The following is a 22,198-nucleotide window of genomic DNA, read 5'->3' on the forward strand; positions in this document are numbered from 1 at the left end:
GCGGGAGCGCGGGGGGCGGGGCGGGGGGTGGGGCGGGCGGTGAGGTGGTCAGGTCTGCTGTTCGGGTGCGGGGGCCAGCGTGGGCTCGGGGCCCGGTTCCGGCACGGACTCCGGCTTGGGCTTCGGTTTTGTGGCGCGGTGCAGGGCCACCATGCCGCCGGTCAGGTTGAACCAGGCGACGTCCTCCCACCCGGCCTTCGAGATCAGCTCCGCCAGCGACCGCTGGTCCGGCCACGCCGCCATCGACTCCGACAGGTAGGAGTAGGCCGCCGGGTTCGAGGACACGAAGCGGGCGATCAGCGGCAGCAGCTTCAGCAGGTAGCGCATGTAGACGAACCGGAACGGCTTCCACACCGGGGTGGAGACCTCGCAGATCACCATGCGGCCGCCGGGCTTGGTGACGCGGGCCATCTCCTGCAGCGCCACCACGGTGTCGTTGAAGTTGCGGATGCCGAAGGACACCGTCACGGCGTCGAAGGAGTTGTCCCTGAACGGCAGGCGCAGGGCGTCGGCGGCGACCTTCGGGACGCGGCGGTGGGCGCCGGAGGCGAGCATGCCGACGGAGAAGTCCGCGGCGACGCACCAGGCGCCGGAGGCGGCGTACTCGACCGTGGACACGGCGGTGCCCGCGGCGAGGTCGAGGACCTTCTCGCCGGAGCGGGCGTCGAGCACGCGCCGGCTCCACTCCCGCCAGCGGCGGTCGAAGCCCAGCGTCATGACCGAGTTCGTGCGGTCGTAGCCCTTGGCAACGCCGTCGAACATCTCGGCGACCTCGCGGGGGTTCTTGTCCAAACCTGCTCGCGACATGCCAAGAGCCTAGGTCAGAACCGCTGAGGACGTCCTACGGCACCCGCAGAGCGGTCAGCATGCCGTCCACCGCCGCCTGCCACGGGTACTGCTCGGCACGGGCGCGCGCGGCCTCCCGCGAGCCGGAGGCCAGCAGGCGTTCGGCGGCCGAGGCGAAGGCGTGCGCGTGGTCGTCGACGGCGGCGCCGCACGACGGCTGCACGATCTCCTTCAGCGCGCTGCTCCTGCTCACCACGACGGGCGTGCCGCTGGCGAGGGCCTCCAGTGCCGCGAGGCCGAACGTCTCGTGCGGGCCCGGCGCCAGCGACAGGTCCGCGGAGGCGAGCAGCGAGGCGACGTCCGACCGGGACTTCACGAAGCCCAGGAACGTCACCGGCAGGCCCGCCGCGCGCTTCTCCAGTGCGGCCCTGCGCGGGCCGTCGCCGGCGATCACGAGGTGTGCGGAGTGGCCCTGCTCGTGCAGTTCGGCGAGCGTGTCGACGGAGCGTTCCACGTGCTTCTCCGGCGACAACCGACCACAGTGGATCAGCAGGTTCTCCTTGCCGCGCAACAGGTCTCGCCGCAGGTCGGCCGAGTGCCGCTCCGGGGTGAACGTCGCGAGGTCGACGCCGAGCGGCACCTGCGTCACGTTCGTGGCGCCGATCCGGTCGAACTCCTCGCGGGCGAACCCGGTCGTGCACACGACGGTGTCGTACGAGGCGGCCATGCGGGCGTTCGCCCAGTCGGCGCACTTCACCGCGGGGCCCTCCGGCAGCACGAACTGCAGCAGCCGGTCGAGGCGTTCGTGGGAGATCACGACGTTCGGGATGCCCCGTGCGCCGGCCCACGCGCCCATGCCGCGTAACGTCAGGCGGTCGGAGACCTCCAGCCGGTCCGGTCCGACCTGCTCCATCAGCGCCTTGACCCGCCACGGGTCCACGACGCGGTAGCCGCCGGTGTACGGGATCTTCACGGCCGGCAGCGTGATGCGCCGCACACCGTTCTCGAGCACCTCGTCGGCGCGGTGGTCGCCGGGCACGACGAGGACGACCTCGTGGCCTGACTGCACGTAGCCCGCGCCGAGGTGGTGCAGCGCCGTGCGGAGTCCGCCCGACCGCGGTCCGTAGAAGTTGGCTAGCTGAACGATCCTCAAGCGGCCGCCTGGTGTGTGAGTCCGGTAACCGCAGCGTAGTGGCCCAGCAGCTCGTCGCAGACCGCGGGCCAGGTGCGGGAGAGCACCGACCTGCGTGCGGCGAGGCCGAACCGCTTGCGCAGCAGCGGGTCGCGCAGCAGGTCCACGTACTGCGCGATGTCGTCCTCGAACAGGTACCCGGTCCGGCCGTGCGCAACCAGGTCGCGCGGGCCGCCCGCGTTCGGGGCGAGGACGGGCAGCCCGGTGGCGAGCGCCTCCTGGACGGCCTGGCAGAAGGTCTCGTGCGGTCCGGTGTGCACGAACACGTCCAGCGACGCGTAGGCCTCCGCCAACGGCTCACCGGTGCGGAAACCGAGGAACTCGGCGTTCGGCAGGTCCTTCTGCAACTGGTCGCGGGAGGGTCCGTCGCCGACGACGCGCAGCTGCACGCCGGGCATGTCGTGGATCTCCTTGAGCCGGTGGACCTGCTTCTCCGGCGCGAGGCGGCCGACGTAGCCGACGGTCAGCCGGTCGTTCTGCCGCGGGCGCGGGTGGTACAGCTCGATGTCGACGCCGCGGCCCCACCGGTGCACGCGCGGCACGCCGTGGTCCTCCAGCGCCTGGACCGCCGAGCTGGACGGCGCCAGGGTGCGGTCGGCGAGCGTGTGCAGGCGCTTGGTCCACCGCCACGCGGCGCGCTTGGTGAGCCCGAGGCCGTAGCTGCCGGCGAACCCGGCGACGTCGGTCTGGTAGACGGCGACGGTCGGCACGTCGAGCTTGCGCGCGGCCCTGAGCCCGTAGGCGCCGAGCACGAACGGTGATGCGAGGTGCACCACGTCCGGTTCGAAGTCGGCCAGCGCGTGCAGCACCTTGGGGCTGGGGACGCCGATCGGGAGGCTCGTCACGATCGGCACGTCGACCGCGGGCACCCTCATGACGGGCATGCCGTGGACGGAGTCCTCGCCGGCGCCGGGGGCGACCACCATGGCCTCGTGGCCTCTGCTGCGCAAGTGCTCCAGGACGCGGAGCACGGAGTTGGTCACCCCGTTCACCTGGGGCAGGAAGCTCTCGGTCACGATCGCTACGCGCACAGAACCTACCTTGTAGTGCTGGTGTGAAGTCCGCGTGACGCGAAATTTGACGCGGTCAGAACACCTCACGTCGTGGCCAGGTGATCGTCGTTTGGTCATCTGGCGGTCGTGTTCCGGTCACCCGAAGCGGTGAGACTAGGCCAGCATGACCGTCTTGTCGTCCCGTCCCGCGCATCCAGCCGACCCCGGACTGGTGTCCATCGCGATGGAAGTGGCCGGTCGTCTGGCGAACGACGCCTCGGACGTCATCATGGCCACAGCGGGCCGTGGTGCGCGTCCCGACTCCGACGAGTCACCGTTCGACTGGGTCACCGACACCGACCGCACCCTCGAACGCCACACCCGACGCGTGCTCACCGCTGAGTTCCCGTCCATTCCGGTCTTCTGTGAAAACTCCGACGACGACGTCCCGGGTGACTCGGAGTTCCGCTGGGTGGTCGACCCGGTCGACGGCACGGCCAACTACACCGCCGGCATGCCCTGGTGCGCCTACAGCCTCGCACTCGTGGACAGGTGGGGCCCGGTAGTCGGTGTGGTCGCCGATCCGTACAGGTCGCAAATCTACGCTGCCGCCCGCGGCCGTGGCATGCGTGCCAACGGCACCCCGGTGCGGCTGGCTGAACGCCAAGGCGACTCGCTGGTCGTGTGCACCGAAATGACCCGCACAGGACCGTGGCCCGGCATGGGCGAATTCATCTCCACGGCCGCGATAGCGGGCACGGGCGTCCGCGTGCTGGGGTCGAAGTGCCTGGCCGTGGCGCAGGTCGCACTCGGCCACGTCGCCGCCGCCGTGCTGCACGGCTACCACGAGTGGGACGTCGCCGGCGCCGTGTCGCTGGCCCTGGAGTCCGGCGCGGTCGTGCTGGACCGCCGCGGCGAGGGCGCTCAACTGCCCGCGGACGGCCTGCTGGTGGCAGCACCGGACGCCGCGGACGAGGTCCTCGGCTGGTGGCAGTCGGCGCTGAACGGTCAACTGAGCTGAGGCAACTGCCGCTCGAGGACCTCGAGATGCGTGCGCGCCTCGTCGAGCTCCGGGTGGTCGAACATCTGCAGCGCGACCCGGCCCACCTCGTTCTCGAACTGGTGGAAGTCGTGCGCCGCCCTGAGCAGCCGCTGGTAGACCGGGTGCTGCCGGTCGACCGCGCCGAGCGCCCTGCCGAGCTGCGCGATGCCGCGGACGTCGTCGAGCTCCCCCGCGAGCTGCCCGCTGATCCGCTGCAGCCACTCCTTGGCCGGTGAGTTCGGCACCGTCTGCACCGCCGCCGTGACCCTGCGCGTGCTCTCGGCGCAACGTTCGACCAGCTCGGACCACATGTCGTAGGGCTGCTGCGCGATCGGCGGGTGCATCGGGCGCAGTGGCACGGCCGGCCCGCGCTGCGCCGAACGGCGGAGGGCGCCGACGCCGGTGCCGATCAGAGCGCCCGGCAACGCGCCGAAGACCACGGCGAAGAAGAGGATCGCCAGGAACCGGACGAACAGCGAGGTCGAGGACTGCGACGGCGACGGGATCGACAGGTCGATGATCGTGACGAAGGCGCCCACGACCGCGGCGCCGATTGCGGCACCGCCGAGCGTTGAGCGGATCACGACCCCCATGACCGTCGATCGTGCCATGTTCGGCGCTCGTGCGTCGGCAAGCTGGAGTTACTGGTCGCGCACTATCAGTGCTACAGTTCTTCTTGTCGGTTCCAGTAGGAACCGGAAGTGGACCCGGTTCACCCGCCGGACGACGGGTTGCCGGGTTTCGCGCTGTCTAGGGGACGTTCACCGCGCAGACGCCGTCGACGAGGTCCGCGACTCGCCGCCGCCAGTCGCCGCCGGCTCCGTAGGACCACGCGACAGCGTCGCTGATCCAGAGCAATGGGTCTTCCGCGGGCCTCAGGTGCTCGTACGTGAACGAAGCTCCGAACTTGCGCGCCCCGGCAGCGAGCACTTTGCGATCGGCTGCGTCTTGGTGCTGACAGCTCTCCAGCACCAACCGCGAGACGTCGAGGTCGACCAGCCGCGGGACCATGTCGAAGAGACAGGCGGAGCGGGCCTTCGAGTCGTTGTTGTGCTTGCAGGTCCAGAGGTGAGCGCGCACACCGAGCGCGCTGATCTTCGTGAGCACGTCCTTCCGCCTGCGATCGCCCTCGATGTTGAAGTGCACCCGTCGCTGTCCCTGCTTCACGAGCCCGCGCATGACCGAGCGCATCGAGTCGAGATCACGGGAACGCACGAGCGTCACCGCAACCAGGTAGGTCGTGCCTCGACGGGACTCGTCGAGAAATCCGTGCCACATGGACCATATGGTCTCAAAGGAGTAACGGACTCCTCCGATCAGGCGTCGAAGTCGACCGTCACGCGCTCACTCGTCGGCAACGCCTGGCACGTCAGCACGAACCCGGCCGCCACCTCGGACTCGTCGAGCGCGTAGTTGCGGCGCATCTCGACCGTGCCGTCCGTCACGAGCGCGCGGCAGGTGCCGCAGACGCCGCCCTTGCACGCGAACGGCAGGTCGGCGCGGACGCGTTGTGCGGCGTCGAGGATCGGTTCGTCGGCGGGGAGCGGGAGGGTGGTGGACTTGCCGTCCAGCACCACGGTCACGGCGGAGGCGGACTCCACCACGGCTTCCGCCCGGCGCGGTGGGGGTGGGGGTTCGTCCACGTAGAACAGTTCGTGGTGCACGCGGTCGGGGGGCACGCCGCGGGAGCGCAGCACGGAGGTCGCGTCCTGGACCATCTCGTACGGGCCGCAGAGCCACCACTCGTCGATGCCGTCGAACGGGACGACCGTGGAGAACAGCGCGGAGAGCTTCGCCGCGTCCAGGCGGCCGGAGAACAGCTCCACGTCGCGGGGTTCGCGGGACAGGACGTGGACGAGCTGAAGGGTGGCCGGGTAGCGGTCCTTCAGGTCGGCCAGCTCGTCGGCGAACATCACGGTGTCGGTGCGGCGGTTGCCGTACAGCAGCGTCACGCGGGCGCCCGTGGCGAGCACGGTCGCGGCGATCGACAGGGCCGGGGTGATGCCCGAGCCGGCGACCACGAAGCCGTGGTGCACGCCCGAGCCCGACGGCGTGAACTTGCCCAGGGGTGGCAGGACCTCGACGACGTCACCGACGGCCAGCCGGTCGACGAGCCACGAGGAGAAGGTGCCGCCGTCGACGCGGCGGACGCCGATGCGCGGAGGAGACCCCGCCGGCGCGCAGATCGAGTACGAGCGGCGTTCGTCGCCCTGGCGCAGGGTCAGGTACTGGCCGGCCGAGAAGGCGAACTCGTCGGCGAGGTCGGCGGGCACGTCGAACGTCACGGCTGCGGCGTCGTCGCAGAGGCGGTCGACGCGGGCGACCGTCAGCTTGTGGAAGGCAGCGCGGCGGACCACTCAGATCTCCTTGACGTGCTCGAAGGGCTCGGAGCAGGCGTTGCAGCGGCGCAGCGCCTTGCACGCGGTCGAACCGAAGCGGGAGATCTCCGCCGTGTTCGGGGAACCGCACTGCGGGCACGGCACCTGGCGCGACGGCGGCACCAGGTTCAGCGGTACCGGGCCGGCCAGGGCGGGGCCGATCCGCGACGGCGGCGCGATCCCCGCGGCGGCCAGCTTCGACCGGCCCTCCGAGCTGATCCAGTCCGTCGTCCACGCCGGGGACAGCGACAGCCGCACCTCGACCTCCTCGAACCCCGCCGACAGCAGCGAGCGGCGCAGGTCCGCGCCCATCTCGTCGATCGCGGGGCAGCCGGAGTAGGTCGGGGTGATGGTGACGACGACGCGTCCGTCCTCTTCGGACACGTCGCGCAGCACGCCGAGGTCCGCCAGCGTGAGGACCGGCAGCTCCGGGTCCCGCACGGCCGACGCGATCTCCAGTGCCGTGCTCACCACACAGCTCCCGGCAGCGAGCGGTGCAGGTGCTGCATCTCGGCCAGCAGGTAGCCCATGGCCTCGGTGTGCACGCCGTCGCGACCGGCCATGCCCGCGACCCGCGCGGCCCGCCGGTCCTCGGGGCGCACCAGCCCGGCGGCGGAGAACACGGCCTCGAACACACCGTCCACTTCGGACCGCAGCGACGCCGGGTCGACCGCGACGCCCTCCAGGCGCGCTTCGACGGCGTGCGTGGCGAACAGCTCGTCCACGAACGGCCACACGCGGTCCAGGCCCGCCTGCATGCGGCGGTGCGACTCGTCGGTGCCGTCGCCGAGGCGGACGGTCCACTGGGCGGCGTGGTCGCGGTGGTACGCCAGCTCCTTCAGGCCCTTCTCGGCCACGGCGGCCAGCACCGGGTCAGCGGAGCCGCGCAGGCGGGAGAACAGCGCGAGGCGCCACGACGAGAACACCAGCAGCCGCGCGATGGTCGTGCCGAAGTCGCCGCCGGGGCCGGGACCGCAGTCGATCTCGGCCAGGTGCACGTTGCGGAACTCGCGCTCGTCGCGCAGGTAGGCGAGGTCGTCCTCGGACTTCCCGAGCACCTCGCCGGCGCGCGTGAGCAGCATCCTGGCCTGGCCGAGCAGGTCCAGCGCGATGTTGGCGAGCGCGATGTCCTCTTCCAGCTCGGGTGCGCGCGAGCACCACTCCGCGAGCCGCTGGGACATGATCAGCGCGTCGTCGCCGAGCATCAGGCAGTACGCGGCGAGCGCCTCGCGGTCGACACCGGCGGCGAACTCGCGGTTCACGCCGACCAGCGCGTCGGAGAAGCCCGTCCCGAACGCCCAGTGCGCGTCCTCGTGGCCCAGCAGCGACTCGTACGCGTTGTCGAAGCTCATAGGTGCGGCACGTCCTCTGGGATCGCGTAGAACGTCGGGTGCCGGTAGACCTTGTCGCCCGACGGCGCGAAGAACGGGTCCTTCTCGTCCGGCGAGGAGGCCGTGATGGACGCCGCGGGCACCACCCAGATCGACACGCCCTCGTTGCGGCGCGTGTAGACGTCACGGGCGTTGCGCAGCGCCATCTCCGCGTCCGGCGCGTGCAGCGAACCGACGTGCACGTGGTTCAGGCCGCGCTTGCCCCGCACGAACACTTCCCACAGCGGCCAAGACGTGCTCACGCGGCACCTTCCTTCGCAACGGCGTGCTTCGCGGCGTGCGCGGCAGCGGCCTCGCGGACCCACGAGCCGTCCTCATGCGCCTTGCGCCGGTGGGCGATGCGCTGCTCGTTGCAGACACCGCCGCCCTTCACGACCTGCCAGAACTCGTCCCAGTCGGGCGCGCCGAAGTCGTACTGCCCGCGCTCGGGGTTCCACCTGAGCTCGGGGTCGGGGAACGTGACGCCGAGCGCCTCGGCCTGCGGCACGCTCATGTTCACGAACTTCTGCCGCAGCTCGTCGTTGGTGTCGCGCTTGATCCGCCACGCCATCGACTGCTCGGTGTTCGTGGACTCCGCGTCCGGCGGGCCGAACATCATCAGCGCCGGCCACCACCAGCGGTTCACGGAGTCCTGCACCATGTCCCGCTGCTGCTGCGTGCCGCGCATCATCGTCATGAGCAGCTCGTAGCCCTGGCGCTGGTGGAACGACTCCTCCTTGCAGATGCGGATCATCGCGCGCGCATACGGCCCGTAGGACGTGCGGCACAACGGCACCTGGTTGCAGATCGCGGCGCCGTCGACCAGCCAGCCGATGACGCCGACGTCCGCGAAGGTGAGCGTCGGGTAGTTGAAGATCGAGGAGTACTTCTGGCGGCCCTCGACGAGCTTGGTCGTCAGGTCCTCGCGGTCGGCGCCCAGCGTCTCGGTCGCCGAGTACAGGTACAGGCCGTGGCCTGCCTCGTCCTGCACCTTGGCCAGCAGGATCGCCTTGCGCCGCAGCGAGGGCGCGCGGGAGATCCAGTTGCCCTCCGGCTGCATCCCGATGATCTCGGAGTGCGCGTGCTGGGCGATCTGCCTGATCAACGTCTTGCGGTAGCCGTCGGGCATCCAGTCACGCGGCTCGATGCGCGCGTCGGCCTGCACGGTGCGCTCGAAGCGCAGCTCCAGGTCATCCGCCATGCACCGATGTTACACCTGAGTGCCGAATCTGCGTAGAACTGTCACAACGGCCGCGATGACGATCCAGACGGCCGCGAGGAACGTGCCGACGGGCAGCAGGGACAGCACCGCCGTCCGGCCGGCCACGCGCACGAGCTCCGGGTTCGCCCTGTCGTACTGGACCCGCACGTTGTCGCCCACGTTCAGGCCGTCCGGGTAGAGCACCCCCTGCGCCGGGATGATCACCCGCCCGTCCGGTGTGGCGTAGCGCACAACGGTTCTGTTGAATGCCACCGAATCCACCTGTGCGACCGCTTCACCCGTGCGCTTCTCGATGGCAACATCGTCGCGCCAACACGCGAGAGGGAGCAGCACGCAGATCAGCGTGACCACACCACCGACGATGAACAAAGCACGGCTGACCGCACGGCGGACGCGTACGCCGAGCGGCGGCTTGGTCACTGCGTCCTCCACCACAACTGAGAAGTCTAGAGCCGGGTGAGTGCCACGCTTTCAGGTTCAGGTCCATACAGTCGAGGCGTGACATCAGCACCCACATCACGAGCACGGCAGCGGATCCGCGTCCGGTCGAGGCGGGACAGGGCCGGTGACCTGCTCGGACTGCTGCCGAACCCGGAGCAGGCCCTCGCGTGGGTGCGCGACGGCTCCGGGCTGGTCGGGTGGGGCGAGGCCGCGCGCCTGGAGGTGAGCGGTCCGGACCGGTTCGCCCGCGCCGACGCGTGGTGGCGCGAGTTCGTCAGCCACCTCGACGTGGACGACGAGCTGGGCGTTCCCGGCAGCGGCCCCGTCGCGTTCATCTCGATGGCGTTCGCCGACGAGCCCGGCGACTCGGTGCTGATCGTCCCCGAGGTCGTCGTCGGCAGGCGCAACGGTGTGGAGTGGGTCACCACCATCGGCACCGCCGACTCGATCCCCCGCAAAACCCCTCTCTCGCGCCCTTCGGCGGTCCGTTACGCCAACGGCCAGCTGCCCGTCACGCAGTACCGCGAGGCCGTGCGCGAGGCCGTCGCCCGCATGCGCGACGGCGAGCTCGGCAAGGTCGTGCTCGCCCACGACCTCCTGGCCGTGACCGACAAACGGCTCGACCAGCGCTTCGTGCTCCAAGGCCTCGCACGGCGCTACCCCGAGTGCTGGGCCTACGCGGTCGACGGTCTCGTGGGCGCCACACCCGAACTGCTGCTGCGGCGCACCGGCTCCGTGGTCGACTCACGCGTGCTGGCGGGTACGACGTGGCCGCACGACGGCATCAGCGACGAAGAGCTCGCGGCGGCGTTGATGTCGTCCGAGAAGAACCTCGAAGAGCACGAGTACGCGATCACCTCTCTCGCGGAGACGTTGCGCCCCTTCTGCTCGACCATGTCCGTCGACGGCCCGTCGGTCCTGCGCCTGCCGAACGTCTCGCACCTGTCCAGCGACGTCATCGGCACGCTGTCGTCGTCCGCGTCCCTGCTGCACCTCGGCGAGGCCGTGCACCCCACGGCGGCCGTCGGCGGAACACCGCGGCTGGACGCGACCCGGCTGATCGCACAGCTGGAGGGCATGGACCGCGGGCGCTACGCCGGACCGGTCGGGTGGATCGACGGCAACGGCGACGGCGAACTCGGCATCGCCCTGCGGTGCGCGCAGATCAACGGGTCGACGGCACGCCTGTTCGCCGGCTGCGGGCTCGTCGCGGACTCCGACCCCGACAGCGAGGTGCAGGAGGCGCACGCCAAGATGCGCCCCATGCGGGAGGCGCTGGAAGGGCTCTAGAGCTCTTCCAGGAACGCGTGCCAGGCAGAGGTGCTGAAGGTCAGCACCTCACCGGCCGTGTTCTTGGTGTCGCGGACGAGCACGTCCCGGGTCAGCGACACCTCGACGCAATCACCCTCCGGCGTCCCGTTGCTGTAGCTGCTCTTACGCCAGGCGCGGTCCTGCATCGTGGAGGTCCTCTCGCGGTGAGCCGACGTACTCCGCCAGCTTGCTCCGCGATTGTTCCTCATCCAAGGCGACCTCGGCCAAGCGGTTGAAGATCAACCTGGTGCGCGCGATCGCCCCGGGGTCCTGCACGAACACGTGCGTGAGGTCGGATTCGCTGTAGACGACCGGCAACGCCTTCTCGTACTCCCACAGCCGGACACCCGCCGAGTTGATGAGCACGTTCGCGGGGACTATTCGCACAATGCGCGCGTTGAACAGCAGCTGGAGGTACTGGTCCTCCATGATCTCGGCGTTGCCGACCTGCTGCCGCAGCGCCAGCTCATGGATGTAGAACAAGCAATCCGGCCGATTGTGTCGACGCAGCACCGCCTGGCGATCTATTCGGGCCTGCACCAGCGCCGGGATTCGTTCTTCGGTGGCGACGCCGTGGGCTCGGTAGAGGGCATCGGCGTACCGCTCCGTCTGCAGCAGCCCGGCCACCGTCAACGTGTCGTAGTTGAGCATCTTGTCGGCCGTCGACTCGGCCAGGGCGAGCGTGCGGACGTTGTCCGAGACCTGGACGATGTACTCGTCGAAGGCGTACCGGTACCTGCGCCGGAAGTCCTCGAAGAAGTCGACGTCCTTGCCGCACATCGTGATGAACTGGACCAGGTCGACCTCGCTCGGCCGGGTTTTGCCCTTTTCGATGGTGGACACCTTGCTGGGGTCCCAGCCGAGCCGTTGCGCCATGGCGTTTCCGGTGAGATCGGTGCTGGACTCGCGCAGCCGGCGCAACTCGTCGCCGAGATCGCGGCTGTACGCGGTGGATGGAGTGCTTGGGGCCATGTCCATCGAGGGTATGACGTGTTTCTATTCCAAGATACTGGCTCGTTCGGGTGAAATGGGGGCGAGCTCATTCCCCGATGACCGGGGGAACGACCATCCGGTTGTCGTCGAAGTACTCGTCGGTCGGCACGAGGTAGTTGGACCGGTGTTCCTTGTCCTCCTCGCCGCCGTTTCCGGCGCCCGCGGCGGGGCCGGCTCCGACTGGGCCGGGAGCGCCGTTCCTGCCCGCTCCGGGAGCACCGCCGCCGCCGCGCGTTCCCTCCGCACCCGGCGCGACGCCCGCGGCACCGCCCGGTGTGGCGGGACCGAACGTGCCCCGTCCCGCGGCACCACCGGGGCGCGCCGTGCCGAACCCGCCTGCACCGCGGCCACCGCCCGCTCCCCCGCCCCTGCCCGCGGCGGTGCGCGGGGTGCTCATGCCCTGGACGGCTCCCGAGGAGACCGGTGAGCCCGAACCGGGTGCGGGTGGCGTGCGGTCGGGCGGCGTCGGGCCAGGCGGCGTGGGGTGGGCGGCCGATGCGGACCACGCGGTCCTCGTGGCGCTGGAGTCGCCGGCCGGGTTGCCGTTGACCGGGCTGACCGGGCTCACCGGGACGCCGGGCACACCGACGACGGGGGTGCCGACCTGCGTGGCCGGGTGCACCGCGTTCGGGTTCATCGTGGCCGTGGTGTGCGCGAACGTCGTGCTGCTAGTCGTCGTCACGCCCTGGTCGCCGGTGGTGACCTGCGGGACGTCGTCGAAGGCCGGCAGCAGCGCGGCGGAGGCCGCCAGCGCGTTGTCGCGGGCCTGCACGACCCGTTCGGCCTCCTGCTTGGCGGCCTTGGCCTTCTCGTACTGGGCCAGGACGTCGAACGGGGCCGCCACCATGCGGACCGGGTTCCAGCTGGTCGCCGCGTCCTTCAGCATCCGCGCGGGGTCGAACGGGACCTCCTGCGGGAACGCGCTCTTCACCGCCACTGCCGCCGCGGCCTGCTCCTCGACCACGCGGGCCGTTGCGGTGAACGTCGACGCCAGCTCGTCCGTGAAGGAGCAGATCTTCGTCAACGCCGCCGACGCACCGGCGCCCGCGGCGCCCGACCAGCCCGCGCGCAGGCCGTTGACCACCTCGTTGATCCCGGCCGCCAGCTCGGTCAGCTCGGTGCCGATCGACCTCCACTCGGCCGCGATCTCCCCCGCGAGCGCCGGGTCGTTGCCGTCCATCGCCAGCCGGTGCAGGTCTGCGTGGCTGTGCGCCGAGTAGTTCACGTTCGGCTGCGGTAATCGCGGCGTGTCGTGCGGCATCGTCGTCCCCTCGCGGATCTATGGATCAGGGCAGCCTGGCGGCCACCAGCTCGGCCGATCTCGTCGCCAGCGCGCAGGCCTTGGCGGTGTCGGCCGACGCGCCGCCCGCGCTCGCCACGAGCTGCACGCTCGACGACGCGGACACGGAGATCACCGCGTGGCAGAGGTCCTTCTCCCCGTCCGGCGCCGCCACGCTGAAGCCGTCGCGCTCGCCGAACCTGGCCGGGGTCTTCGCGTCACCGGCGTAGTCGAGGGCGTCGGCGCCCCGCCGCACGTCCACGGCGACGGTGAGACCGCCGTTCCCGCTGCCGTCCCACTCGCAGGTCTGCAGGCCGGCGGTCGTGCGGGGGCGCGGCGCGACGAGGCCCAGGCCGGCCGCCTCCGCCCCGCTGATCAGCTCGCAGGGCTTGACCCCGGCGAGCCCTGCGCCGGACGTGCGGCTGACCTCGCTGGTCACCGGCGTCCGCACCGAGGCGGGACGGGCCCGGCCGCTCACACCCCCGTCCGAACAGGCCGCGGCGAACAGGGCAAGACCGACCACGGCGATGCGCATGCGGTTCATGAGTTCCCGTCAGAGTCTGTTCAGCGTGTCGGACGTGCTCTCTTCCACGTTCCGGTACGACCGGCTGCTCTTGTCCAGCTCGGCCCTCAGCTCGTCGATCACCCTCAGCAGGCCGGGGATGACCGTGGAGCGCGCGAGCTCGCCGACCCGTTCGTTGATCGAACCCACGGCCTGCGCGTAGCCCCCGCCGAGCGGGGTCCTGGTCGCGAGCAGCGACGACCTGCGCTTGATCCGCTCCAAGGTCCGCTGGAGGTCGTCGAGCTTCCCGATCGCCTTGTCGACGGCCTGCGGGTCGTGCTCGATGTACAGCCCGGAGGCGTAGGCCTGAGCGCTTTCCCCGGCACTGTTCTGATCCGCCACAGGCTCACCTCCCCGAGACCGGCACCGTGATCCGGGGAGTGACGTTAGGGCAGAATCAGGGGAACAAAAATGGATTGACCCGCAAAACACCCCGTTCGGATTAACCGGTTCCACCGGATCGGGAATACATTGATCGCGATCCAAGCACAAAAAAGCCGTGAGCGGTTTTGGTCATATCAATGACAAAAACCGCTCACGGCCGGATGGCGACTACTTGTGGGCGTCCAGCAGCTCGTGCGTCAGCGCGATCTTGGCCCGCGACTTCGGCTCTGCGGCCTTCGCCGTGGTCTTCGCCGTCAGGGCGGCGGACCGGCCGGGGGCCTCCGCCGGCTTGCCCTTGGTGAAGAGCCAGGTCTGGAACAGCTGGTCGAGCTGCTGCCCGGAGACCCGCTCGGCCAGCGCGATGAACTCCTCGATGGTGGCGTCGGAGTACTTCTTCTCGGCCTGCCAGGTCTTGAGGACCTCGAAGAACTTCTCGTCGCCCACGGCCACGCGCAGCGCGTGCACCGCGAGCGCGCCGCGGTCGTAGACGGCGCCGTGGAAGACGTTGTCAGCGCCGGGGTCGCCGGGCAGGACCTGCCAGAACGGGTCGTCGGCCTGGTAGGAGTCGTAGACGAAGTCGGCGTTCTCCTGGGCCGTGCCCTCGCCGACGTGCTCGGACCACAGGAACTCCGCGTAGGAGGCGAAGCCCTCGTTCAGCCAGATGTCGCGCCAGTGGTGCACCGACACCGAGTCGCCGAACCACTGGTGGCCGAGCTCGTGGGCGACGACGTAGGTGTTGGCGCCGCGGCGGAAGAACGCGTCGTCGTAGGTGGGCCGGGTCTGGTCCTCCAGCGCGTAGCCGAGGTCGGGGGTGACGACACCGCCCTGCGCCTCGAACGGGTACGGGCCGAAGTTGCCGGACAGGAACTCGATGACCTCGGGGGTGCGTTCGACGCTGGCCCTGGCGGCGTCGGTGGAGTCGCCGAGGCGCGTGGAGTAGGCGTTGAACACCGGCTGGCCGTTGGGCGCCGCGTACTGGCGGAGCTCGTACTGGCCGATGGTGAGGAACGTCAGGTAGGTGGCCTGCGGCTTGGTGCTGCGCCAGTTCCAGCGGGTCCAGCCGTTGATCTGGCGGGTGTTGCCGAGGAAGGTGCCGTTCGAGATGACCTCGACGCCCTCCGGGACGGCGACGTTGACGTCGAAGGTGGCCTTGTCGGTGGGGTGGTCGTTGGCGGGGAACCACCAGCGGGCGATCTCCGGCTCACCGATCGCGAGCGCGCCGTCGGGCGTCTTCGTCCACGCCGTGTAGCCGTTGTGGTCCTTGACCTGCGACGGGACGTCGGCGTAGGTCACCACGACGGTGACGTCCTGGCCCTTGCGCAGGCCGCCGCGCGGGGTGACGACGAGCTCGTCGCCGTCCTGGACGAACGAGGCGGGGGCGTTGTTGACCCGCAGCGTCTTGACCTTGAGCAGGAAGTCCAGGTTGAACTGGGTGAGGTCCTCGGTGGCCTTGGCGAGGATCGTCGTGGTGCCGGAGAGCTGGTCGCCGTTGGGGTTGTAGTTGAGCCTGATGTCGTAGTGGGAGACGTCGTACCCGCCGTTGCCGTAGCCGGGGAAGTACGGGTCGCCCGCGCCGGGGGCACCGGGCGCCGCGGCGAGCGCCGTTCCCGCGAAGAGCGTCACTGCGGCTGCGGACGCGACCGCGGCCGTTGCCTTGGTTCTGATCGACATGCGCCGGACGCTATCCACCCCTTTCCGGGGGCAACCACCGACTTACGTAGGTTTCGGAGGGTTTCCTACCTGCTGAAAACCGTTGACACCGTCGACTTGAGACGTTGGTGCAAAGAGCGCAGTTCGTCTCTTTTCGACCGCACTTCCACCACTTGGATGCCCTCCGGTGGCGCAAGTGCGCTACGGAACTCCTCCTTGCCGTCCACAATGGAGTGCCTGATTCGGTGTCCGGCGCACAATGCGGCCAGATCAGCTCCGTGCGGGGTGCCGAAAATCCGCTCGAAACTCTTGTCGTGTTCCGGCGCGCCCTGTTCCAGCAACGAGAAGATGCCGCCGCCGTCGTCGTTGAGCACCACGATCGTCAGGTCCGGCCGCCGGTCGGTGATCAGGCCGTTGAGGTCGTGCAGGAACGTCAGGTCGCCCATCAACGCGTAGGCCGGTCCTTCGTGCGTGGTCGCCAGCCCGATCGCCGTGGACACGCTCCCATCGATGCCCGCGGCACCCCGGTTGGCGTGGACCTCCAGGTCGTCGCGGCGCTCGCCGGCGAAGTCGACGTCCCGGATGGGGTTGGAGGAGCCCACGAAGAGCATCGAGCCGCCCGGGATCGTGTGCGTGAGCTCGCGCGCCACGTGCAGCCCTGTCGGCCACGGCTCGGCGTCCAGCAGCCCGTCCACGGCGGCGCTGACGTCCTTGACCGCGCTCTGCCAGGCCTGCGCCCAGTCCTGGTCGACGGCCTGCGGCTCGGGCAGCCACGTCGAGGCGCGGGTGGCGGTGAACTGCGTGTCCGCCCACTCCGCCTGGTCTCCGACGGCGTGCACGACCGCGGTGTTCTTGAGGAGCGCCTGCTGGCCGCGGCTCAGCGTGACCCGGCCGACGACCAGGACCGCCTCGGGCTCCAGGTGTTCCGGCAGACCGGCGTTGAGCAGCAGTGAACCGTGGCGGAGGCCGCCGGGGGCGGTGGGTTCGGCGATGACGGGCCAGCCGAGCCGCGCGGCTTCCCGGACGCGGCCGGGGTGGTCGTCGCCGAGGAGCACCAGCGTCTTCGCGGGCAGGTCCGACGGGCGGGTTTCGATTGCGGTGGTTCGGTCCGTGGCCGTCCACGGGGTGCGGTCGGACGTGGGCCACGCGTCGTCGTCGGGGGTGAGCGGCGGGCGGAACGGGATGTTGATGTGCGACGGGCCGTCGGTGGCCATCGCGCGACAGATGAGAGATCGCGTCGTGGGCTCGTCGGCGGCCTCGGGCATGTGGAGCGTCCGGATGCCGAGGATGTCGTGCTGGTTGATCGTCTGGCTGGCGCCGGTGCGGTAGAGCTCGACCGGGCGGTCGGCGGTGAGCGCGACCAGCGGGACGTGCGTCAGCTCCGCCTCGACCACCGCCGGGTGCAGGTTCGCCACGGCGGTGCCGCTCGTGCAGGTGACGACGGCCGGCGTGCCGCGCTTGGCCAGGCCGAGCGCGAGGAACCCCGCGGTGCGCTCGTCGATCCGCACGTGCAGCGTCAGCAGGCCCCTCTGCTCGGCCTGGTGCAGCGCGAACGACAGCGGGGCGTTGCGCGAACCGGGGCACAGGACGACGTGCCGCACGCCGTTGCGCACCAGCTCGTCGACGACCACCCTCGCCTGCAGCGTTGCCGGATTCATGCGCCTAGAGTCTCAGACCGTGGCAGACCAGGACCTCTTCGACCCGTCGTTGTGGAAGCCGATCGAGGGCTTCGACTTCACCGACATCACCTACCACCGCGCGCTCGACCAGGGCACCGTGCGCATCGCGTTCAACCGGCCCGAGGTGCGCAACGCGTTCCGGCCGCACACGGTGGACGAGCTGTACCGGGCGCTCGACCACGCGCGGATGTCGAGTGACGTCGGGTGCGTGCTGCTGACGGGCAACGGGCCGAGTCCCAAGGACGGTGGCTGGGCCTTCTGCAGTGGCGGTGACCAGCGGATTCGCGGGCGCAGCGGGTATCAGTACGCGTCGGGTGAGACGGCGGAGACGGTGGACCCGGCGCGGGCGGGGCGGTTGCACATCCTGGAGTGCCAGCGGCTGATCCGGTTCATGCCGAAGGTCGTCATCGCGGTCGTGCCGGGGTGGGCGGCCGGGGGTGGGCACAGCCTGCACGTGGTGTGCGACCTCACCATCGCGAGCGAGGAGCACGCGCGGTTCAAGCAGACGGACGCGGACGTCGGTTCGTTCGACGGCGGGTACGGGTCCGCCTACCTGGCGCGGCAGGTGGGGCAGAAGTTCGCGCGGGAGATCTTCTTCCTCGGGCGCACGTACAGCGCCGAGGACATGTTCAAGATGGGCGCGGTCAACGCGGTCGTCAAGCACGCCGAGCTGGAGACCACAGCGCTGCAGTGGGCCCGGGAGATCAACGGCAAGTCGCCGACCGCGCAGCGGATGCTCAAGTACGCGTTCAACCTGATCGACGACGGCCTGGTGGGGCAGCAGCTCTTCGCCGGGGAGACGACGCGGCTCGCGTACATGACCGACGAGGCGGTCGAGGGGCGTGACTCGTTCCTGGAGAAGCGCGACCCCGACTGGTCGAACTACCCGTACTACTTCTGAGTCCGCACTCCTCTTGGGCAGGTGACCGTGCTCGACGAACTGCGCGCGGCGCTCTCCGGTGGCGAACCGCTGGTGGACGGACCGCTCGACGGCTGGGAGAAGCGGGCCGCCATCGGCGTGCCGACCTCCGGGTCCACGGGCGAGCCGAAGACGGTGCTGCTCGACGCCGAGGCGCTGACCACGTCCGCGGAGGCCACGCACGAACGGCTGGGCGGGCCCGGCACGTGGCTGCTGGCGTTGCCGACGGGCCACATCGCCGGCATCCAGGTGCTGGTGCGGTCCGTCGTCGCCGGCACGACACCCGGTGAGCTGGACCTGTCCGGCGGCTTCCGCGCCATGGGGTTCGCGCTGGCCGCGCGGCCGGTGCTGGCCGAACCGGGGCGGCACTACACGGCGCTGGTGCCCACGCAGCTGTCCCGGCTCGTCGCCGGGGAGGGGCCGGGGCTGGAGGCGTTGCGGCAGTTCGACGGCGTGCTGATCGGCGGGGCGGCCACCCCGCCGCGGCTGTTGCAGCAGGCGCGCGCGCTCGGGGTGCAGGTCGTCACCACGTACGGAATGAGCGAGACGGCCGGCGGGTGTGTGTACGACGGTGTGCCGCTCAAGGACGTCGAGCTGCGCACGGACGACCTGATCGAGATCAGCGGGCCGGTGCTGGCGCTGGGGTACCGCGGCAGCCCCGAGCCGTTCGGCGAGTGGTTCCGCACCGGTGACCTCGGGCGGCTGCGCGACGGGCGGCTGGAGGTGCTCGGGCGGGCCGACGACATGATCGTCACGGGCGGCGAGAAGGTGCCCCCCGTGCTGGTGGAGAGGGCTCTGGCCACGGTGGACGGCGTGCTGGAGGCGTGCGTCGTCGGCGTGCAGGACGACGAGTGGGGACAGGTCGTGGCGGCCGCCGTCGTCGCGCGCGGCGGCACTCCCCCGGTCGAGGACCTCAAGGCCGCGGTGGCCGAGCAGGTGGGCCGGGCAGCGGCGCCGAAGCTGGTGCGGTTCGTCACCGAACTGCCGTTGCGCGGACCGGGCAAGGTCGACCGGACCGCGGTGGCCGACTCCTTCAGGTGACCTCCTTTAGGTGAACCTTTACCGCTGAGGACGACTCTCGCCGCGAAGCGCACGGACCCAGGCCGTGCGCGCTGGCGATGGGGGTTCTCATGCGCTACCTGTTACCGCTGGTCGTCGGGGCGGCCCTGACGGTCGGACTGGCGGCACCCGCCCAGGCCGCCTCCAACGAGTGGACCGTCGACGCGAGCGGGCACGCCGTCTCGTGGGGTGGCGCCCCGCGGATCGGTCTGGTCGAGCTCGGGACGCACCGGCTCGCGCGGCCCGCCAACGCGGTCACGGCGGCGGTGACCGGCGACGGCGTCGTCGACGTGCGCGGACTGCGCGCCGACGGGCAGTGGACCGAGTGGTACGAGGCACCGGCGACGTTGCCGGTCACCACCTCGACCGTTCAGGCGCGGGTCGTCCTGAACAGCGGCAAGGCCGCGAAGGTGAAGGTGTCGGCGTACACCGCGCCCGCTGCCGCCGAGGACGTGTCGGCGCTGGCCGCCGGGCGTTCATACCGCGTCTACGCCACGCGGGAGGGCCTGGTCGGCGGCACCACCGCCAACGGGCACGTGATCCGCTCGCGCGACCACTTCGTCGCGCTGCCGTCGCGGCGGGGCCTGGCGGGCAACAACTCCGGCAACTACAGCGTGCAGGTGTGCGCGTCGAACGGCCGCTGCGAGTGGGCGCCGGTGTGGGACGTCGGCCCGTGGAACACCAAGGACGACTACTGGAACCCGTCCACGACCCGCGAGATGTGGAAGGACCTGCCGCAGGGCAAGCCGGAGGCGCAGGCCGCGTACGAGAACGACTACAACGGCGGCAAGGACCAGTTCGGCCGCGCGGTCGCGAACCCGGCGGGCATCGACCTGGCCGACGGCACGTTCTGGGACGGCCTCCAGCTGTCGAACAACGCGTGGGTGACCGTGACGTACCTGTGGACCGGCTCCGGTCCGGTCGGGACGGTGCGCACGTCGGCGGCGAACGGCACGGTGAACGTGCGGTCCGGCGCGAACTCCTCGTCCTCCCAGGTGGGTCTGGCCGCGAACTACGCGCAGGTGCGGGTCACGTGCCAGCTGACCGGCGAGTCGGTGTCGGGCACGCAGGGCACGTCGAACGTCTGGTACCGCATCGCGTCCGGCAAGCACGTCGCGAAGGCCTACGTGGCGGGCGTCTCCGGAGCGACTAGCTGCTGATAACCCCTCGGCGGGTCCCCGGTGGCCATAGCGGAGGATGGGGGCATGGCCTCAGTCGTCCAGTGGATCCAGGGGACCCGCCCCCGCACGCTGCCGAACTCGATCGCACCGGTGGTCGTCGGCGCGGCGGCGGCGCACCACATCGACGAGTTCAACGTGCTGTTCACGGGACTCGCGCTGGTCGTGTCGATCGCGTTCCAGATCGGCGTGAACTTCGCGAACGACTACTCCGACGGCATCCGCGGCACCGACGACGACCGGGTGGGGCCGTTCCGCCTCACCGGTTCCGGTGCAGCGGAGCCGAAGAACGTGCGGCTGGCGGCGTTCATCAGCCTCGGTGCCGGCGCGCTGGCCGGGATCGCGCTGGTGGTGCTGTCCGGGTACTGGTGGCTGCTGGCCCTCGGTGCCGTGTGCATCGCGGGTGCGTGGTTCTACACCGGCGGCAAGCGCCCCTACGGTTACGCGGGCCTGGGCGAGATCGCGGTGTTCCTCTTCTTCGGGCCGGCCGCGGTGCTGGGCACGCTGTACGTGCAGACCGGGGAGATCACCGGGATCGGCATCGGCTCGTCGATCGCGATGGGCTGCATCTCGGCGGCCGTGCTGGTCGCGAACAACCTGCGGGACATCCCGACCGACGCGGTGTCGGGCAAGCTCACCCTCGCGGTCGTGCTGGGGGACAAGGACACCCGCCGGCTCTACCTGGCGCTGGTGGCCGTGCCGTTCCTGATCGCCGTGGGCATGACCGTGCGGGTGCCGTACGCGCTGCTGGGATTCCTGGCGGCGCCGGTGCTGCTGCCCGCCGTGCGCCGGGTCGCGGCGGGGCGCCAGGGGCGTGAGCTGATCCCGGTGCTGCAGTTCACCGGGATCGCGATGCTCGCGTGGGCCGTGCTGGTCAGCGTGGCCCTGGTCCTGGACTGACAGCCCGCTACCAGGCGTCCTCGGTGAACTGGGTGGGCTCGTCGTCGTCCTGGCGCTGCGGCCTGCGGGGCTGCGGCGGCCGTGCCGTCTCGCCCTGGATCAGCTCGTCGAGCCTGGCGCGGTCGGCTTCGAGCGCCTGGCGCACCAGCGGGTCGTGCGACGCCTCGCCGGTGAGGACCTGACGCCAGCTCAGCCCGGCACCGCGGGCGATGCGGTCGGCCAGCTGCCGCATCGCCGGTGACGCCTCGCTCGACTTCGCGAACTGCATCACCCTGCGCACGTCCTCAGTGGACGGTTCCTTGCCGCGCAGGTTCTGCGCGGTGGTGCGCATGTCCTGCTCGGCCTGCCGGACCGCCTGGGTCAGGAAGTCCTCCGCCGCCCGGATGTCCGGTGTCCGCCAGGCCGTCATCACCACTTGTCCTCCGTGAAGATGCCGGGGTCCATCTCGTCGCCGTCCTCGCCACCGCCGCGGCGCGGGCCCTGGGCGTTCATGATCTCCTCGGCGGTCATGCCCTCCTGGAGCATCTGGAACGCCTGCTTCATCTTGTTGACGTTCTCCTGCTGCATGGCCTGCACGTCCGGGTCCTGCGCGACCTTGCCGGAGACGACGTCCTCCCAGGTGAACTCGCCCGCGTCCACCTTGCGCTTCAACGCTTTCAGCTGCTCGGGCGCGTCCCGTTCCTGCGCGGCGCGTTCGACCTGCTGGGCGATGGCCTTGAAGTCGACGGGCGGCACCGGCGGCAGCGGGGTGTCCTTCAGCCGGTTCGCCAGGTCCTGCGCCTCCTTGAAGCGCGCGTCGACCTGCGCCTCGGCCGCACGCAGCTCCGGCGTCTTCCAGCTGTCGTTGGGCGTGCTCATGCT

At 70.5% G+C, this 22,198-nt stretch carries 26 protein-coding genes; 6 read left to right on the top strand and 20 right to left on the bottom strand.

Translation table 11 applies throughout. From position 1 onward, the window contains the following. Positions 1 to 48: 48 nt before the first annotated feature. Genes AB0A63_RS36185 through AB0A63_RS36195 form a run of 3 tightly spaced genes read right to left on the bottom strand, consistent with a single transcriptional unit; the run spans position 49 to position 3,009 of the window. Positions 49 to 807 (bottom strand): demethylmenaquinone methyltransferase, encoded by a 759-nt coding sequence (locus AB0A63_RS36185; protein ID WP_360399682.1) that lies wholly within the window; start codon positions 805 to 807, stop codon positions 49 to 51. A gap of 34 nt (positions 808 to 841) precedes the next feature. Then, entirely contained in the window at positions 842 to 1,939 is a 1,098-nt protein-coding gene (locus AB0A63_RS36190) for a glycosyltransferase family 1 protein (RefSeq protein WP_360399685.1), read from the bottom strand. After that, positions 1,936 to 3,009: a glycosyltransferase family 1 protein gene (locus AB0A63_RS36195; protein ID WP_360399688.1), complete on the bottom strand. Its 1,074-nt coding sequence runs from the start codon at positions 3,007 to 3,009 to the stop codon at positions 1,936 to 1,938. Before AB0A63_RS36195 ends, AB0A63_RS36190 begins: the two co-directional genes overlap by 4 nt. A gap of 145 nt (positions 3,010 to 3,154) precedes the next feature. Between AB0A63_RS36195 and AB0A63_RS36200 the strand changes: the two genes are divergently transcribed. Further along, the gene (locus AB0A63_RS36200) at positions 3,155 to 3,991 is read left to right on the top strand and encodes an inositol monophosphatase (protein WP_360399691.1); all 837 of its coding nucleotides are present in this window, start codon (positions 3,155 to 3,157) and stop codon (positions 3,989 to 3,991) included. Here AB0A63_RS36200 and AB0A63_RS36205 read toward each other — a convergent pair. From AB0A63_RS36205 to AB0A63_RS36240, 8 genes are all read right to left on the bottom strand, one after another. Beyond that, the gene (locus AB0A63_RS36205) at positions 3,979 to 4,605 is read right to left on the bottom strand and encodes a hypothetical protein (protein WP_360399694.1); all 627 of its coding nucleotides are present in this window, start codon (positions 4,603 to 4,605) and stop codon (positions 3,979 to 3,981) included. The two genes, AB0A63_RS36200 and AB0A63_RS36205, sit on opposite strands and share 13 nt — an antisense overlap. A gap of 157 nt (positions 4,606 to 4,762) precedes the next feature. After that, a complete protein-coding gene (locus AB0A63_RS36210) occupies positions 4,763 to 5,290 on the bottom strand; it encodes a hypothetical protein (protein ID WP_360399697.1) in 528 nt (175 codons plus the stop codon). 38 nt (positions 5,291 to 5,328) lie between these two features. Then, the gene (gene paaE / locus AB0A63_RS36215; protein WP_360399700.1) at positions 5,329 to 6,369 is read right to left on the bottom strand and encodes a 1,2-phenylacetyl-CoA epoxidase subunit PaaE; all 1,041 of its coding nucleotides are present in this window, start codon (positions 6,367 to 6,369) and stop codon (positions 5,329 to 5,331) included. Further along, positions 6,370 to 6,861: a 1,2-phenylacetyl-CoA epoxidase subunit PaaD gene (paaD, locus tag AB0A63_RS36220; RefSeq protein WP_360399703.1), complete on the bottom strand. Its 492-nt coding sequence runs from the start codon at positions 6,859 to 6,861 to the stop codon at positions 6,370 to 6,372. After that, entirely contained in the window at positions 6,858 to 7,742 is an 885-nt protein-coding gene (paaC, locus tag AB0A63_RS36225; RefSeq protein WP_360399706.1) for a 1,2-phenylacetyl-CoA epoxidase subunit PaaC, read from the bottom strand. Before paaC ends, paaD begins: the two co-directional genes overlap by 4 nt. Continuing rightward, on the bottom strand, positions 7,739 to 8,023 hold the full coding sequence (gene paaB, locus AB0A63_RS36230) for a 1,2-phenylacetyl-CoA epoxidase subunit PaaB (RefSeq protein ID WP_089948924.1): 285 nt from the start codon (positions 8,021 to 8,023) through the stop codon (positions 7,739 to 7,741). Before paaB ends, paaC begins: the two co-directional genes overlap by 4 nt. Then, positions 8,020 to 8,961: a 1,2-phenylacetyl-CoA epoxidase subunit PaaA gene (paaA, locus tag AB0A63_RS36235; RefSeq protein WP_360399711.1), complete on the bottom strand. Its 942-nt coding sequence runs from the start codon at positions 8,959 to 8,961 to the stop codon at positions 8,020 to 8,022. Before paaA ends, paaB begins: the two co-directional genes overlap by 4 nt. 9 nt (positions 8,962 to 8,970) lie before the next feature. Then, on the bottom strand, positions 8,971 to 9,402 hold the full coding sequence (locus tag AB0A63_RS36240; protein ID WP_360399714.1) for a DUF3592 domain-containing protein: 432 nt from the start codon (positions 9,400 to 9,402) through the stop codon (positions 8,971 to 8,973). A gap of 78 nt (positions 9,403 to 9,480) precedes the next feature. On the opposite strand from AB0A63_RS36240, the gene AB0A63_RS36245 reads away from it, so the two are divergent. Continuing rightward, positions 9,481 to 10,713, top strand: a complete 1,233-nt coding sequence (locus tag AB0A63_RS36245) for an isochorismate synthase (protein WP_360399717.1) — start codon at positions 9,481 to 9,483, stop codon at positions 10,711 to 10,713. On the opposite strand, the gene AB0A63_RS36250 is transcribed toward AB0A63_RS36245, so the two are convergent. The 7 genes from AB0A63_RS36250 to menD all read right to left on the bottom strand — a co-directional run bounded on the left by AB0A63_RS36250 (position 10,710) and on the right by menD (position 17,260). Next, complete coding sequence (locus AB0A63_RS36250; protein ID WP_360399720.1) at positions 10,710 to 10,880, bottom strand: DUF397 domain-containing protein; 171 nt, start codon at positions 10,878 to 10,880, stop codon at positions 10,710 to 10,712. The genes AB0A63_RS36245 and AB0A63_RS36250 overlap by 4 nt on opposite strands. Continuing rightward, a complete protein-coding gene (locus tag AB0A63_RS36255) occupies positions 10,858 to 11,706 on the bottom strand; it encodes a helix-turn-helix transcriptional regulator (RefSeq protein WP_360399723.1) in 849 nt (282 codons plus the stop codon). The genes AB0A63_RS36250 and AB0A63_RS36255 overlap by 23 nt, the downstream gene beginning before the upstream one ends. Before the next feature lie 67 nt (positions 11,707 to 11,773). Then, complete coding sequence (locus tag AB0A63_RS36260) at positions 11,774 to 12,988, bottom strand: hypothetical protein (protein ID WP_360399726.1); 1,215 nt, start codon at positions 12,986 to 12,988, stop codon at positions 11,774 to 11,776. 25 nt (positions 12,989 to 13,013) lie between these two features. Then, complete coding sequence (locus AB0A63_RS36265; RefSeq protein WP_360399729.1) at positions 13,014 to 13,550, bottom strand: DUF3558 family protein; 537 nt, start codon at positions 13,548 to 13,550, stop codon at positions 13,014 to 13,016. A 9-nt stretch (positions 13,551 to 13,559) separates the two neighbouring features. Further along, positions 13,560 to 13,910, bottom strand: a complete 351-nt coding sequence (locus AB0A63_RS36270; RefSeq protein WP_360399732.1) for a hypothetical protein — start codon at positions 13,908 to 13,910, stop codon at positions 13,560 to 13,562. Positions 13,911 to 14,120: 210 nt separating this feature from the next. Further along, the gene (locus AB0A63_RS36275) at positions 14,121 to 15,623 is read right to left on the bottom strand and encodes a M1 family metallopeptidase (protein WP_360399735.1); all 1,503 of its coding nucleotides are present in this window, start codon (positions 15,621 to 15,623) and stop codon (positions 14,121 to 14,123) included. A 65-nt stretch (positions 15,624 to 15,688) separates the two neighbouring features. After that, a complete protein-coding gene (menD, locus tag AB0A63_RS36280) occupies positions 15,689 to 17,260 on the bottom strand; it encodes a 2-succinyl-5-enolpyruvyl-6-hydroxy-3-cyclohexene-1-carboxylic-acid synthase (protein WP_360399738.1) in 1,572 nt (523 codons plus the stop codon). On the opposite strand from menD, the gene AB0A63_RS36285 reads away from it, so the two are divergent. The 4 genes from AB0A63_RS36285 (at position 17,259) to AB0A63_RS36300 (ending at position 21,337) form a co-directional block, all read left to right on the top strand. Continuing rightward, complete coding sequence (locus AB0A63_RS36285; protein WP_360399741.1) at positions 17,259 to 18,182, top strand: 1,4-dihydroxy-2-naphthoyl-CoA synthase; 924 nt, start codon at positions 17,259 to 17,261, stop codon at positions 18,180 to 18,182. The genes menD and AB0A63_RS36285 overlap by 2 nt on opposite strands. A 21-nt stretch (positions 18,183 to 18,203) precedes the next feature. Then, complete coding sequence (gene menE, locus AB0A63_RS36290) at positions 18,204 to 19,241, top strand: o-succinylbenzoate--CoA ligase (protein ID WP_360399744.1); 1,038 nt, start codon at positions 18,204 to 18,206, stop codon at positions 19,239 to 19,241. Positions 19,242 to 19,330: 89 nt separating this feature from the next. Continuing rightward, positions 19,331 to 20,419 (top strand): SH3 domain-containing protein, encoded by a 1,089-nt coding sequence (locus tag AB0A63_RS36295; RefSeq protein ID WP_360399747.1) that lies wholly within the window; start codon positions 19,331 to 19,333, stop codon positions 20,417 to 20,419. Between the two features lie 45 nt (positions 20,420 to 20,464). After that, positions 20,465 to 21,337 (top strand): 1,4-dihydroxy-2-naphthoate polyprenyltransferase, encoded by an 873-nt coding sequence (locus AB0A63_RS36300; protein WP_360399750.1) that lies wholly within the window; start codon positions 20,465 to 20,467, stop codon positions 21,335 to 21,337. Positions 21,338 to 21,344: 7 nt separating this feature from the next. Here the strand turns inward: AB0A63_RS36300 and AB0A63_RS36305 are convergent, their stop codons facing one another. Together AB0A63_RS36305 and AB0A63_RS36310 are read right to left on the bottom strand one after the other, a co-directional pair. Beyond that, on the bottom strand, positions 21,345 to 21,746 hold the full coding sequence (locus tag AB0A63_RS36305) for a hypothetical protein (RefSeq protein ID WP_360399753.1): 402 nt from the start codon (positions 21,744 to 21,746) through the stop codon (positions 21,345 to 21,347). After that, a complete protein-coding gene (locus tag AB0A63_RS36310; RefSeq protein ID WP_360399756.1) occupies positions 21,746 to 22,195 on the bottom strand; it encodes a hypothetical protein in 450 nt (149 codons plus the stop codon). The genes AB0A63_RS36305 and AB0A63_RS36310 overlap by 1 nt, the downstream gene beginning before the upstream one ends. Between the last annotated feature and the right edge of the window lie 3 nt (positions 22,196 to 22,198).

Source organism: Lentzea sp. NPDC042327 (assembly GCF_040647275.1).
GTDB lineage: Bacteria > Actinomycetota > Actinomycetes > Mycobacteriales > Pseudonocardiaceae > Lentzea.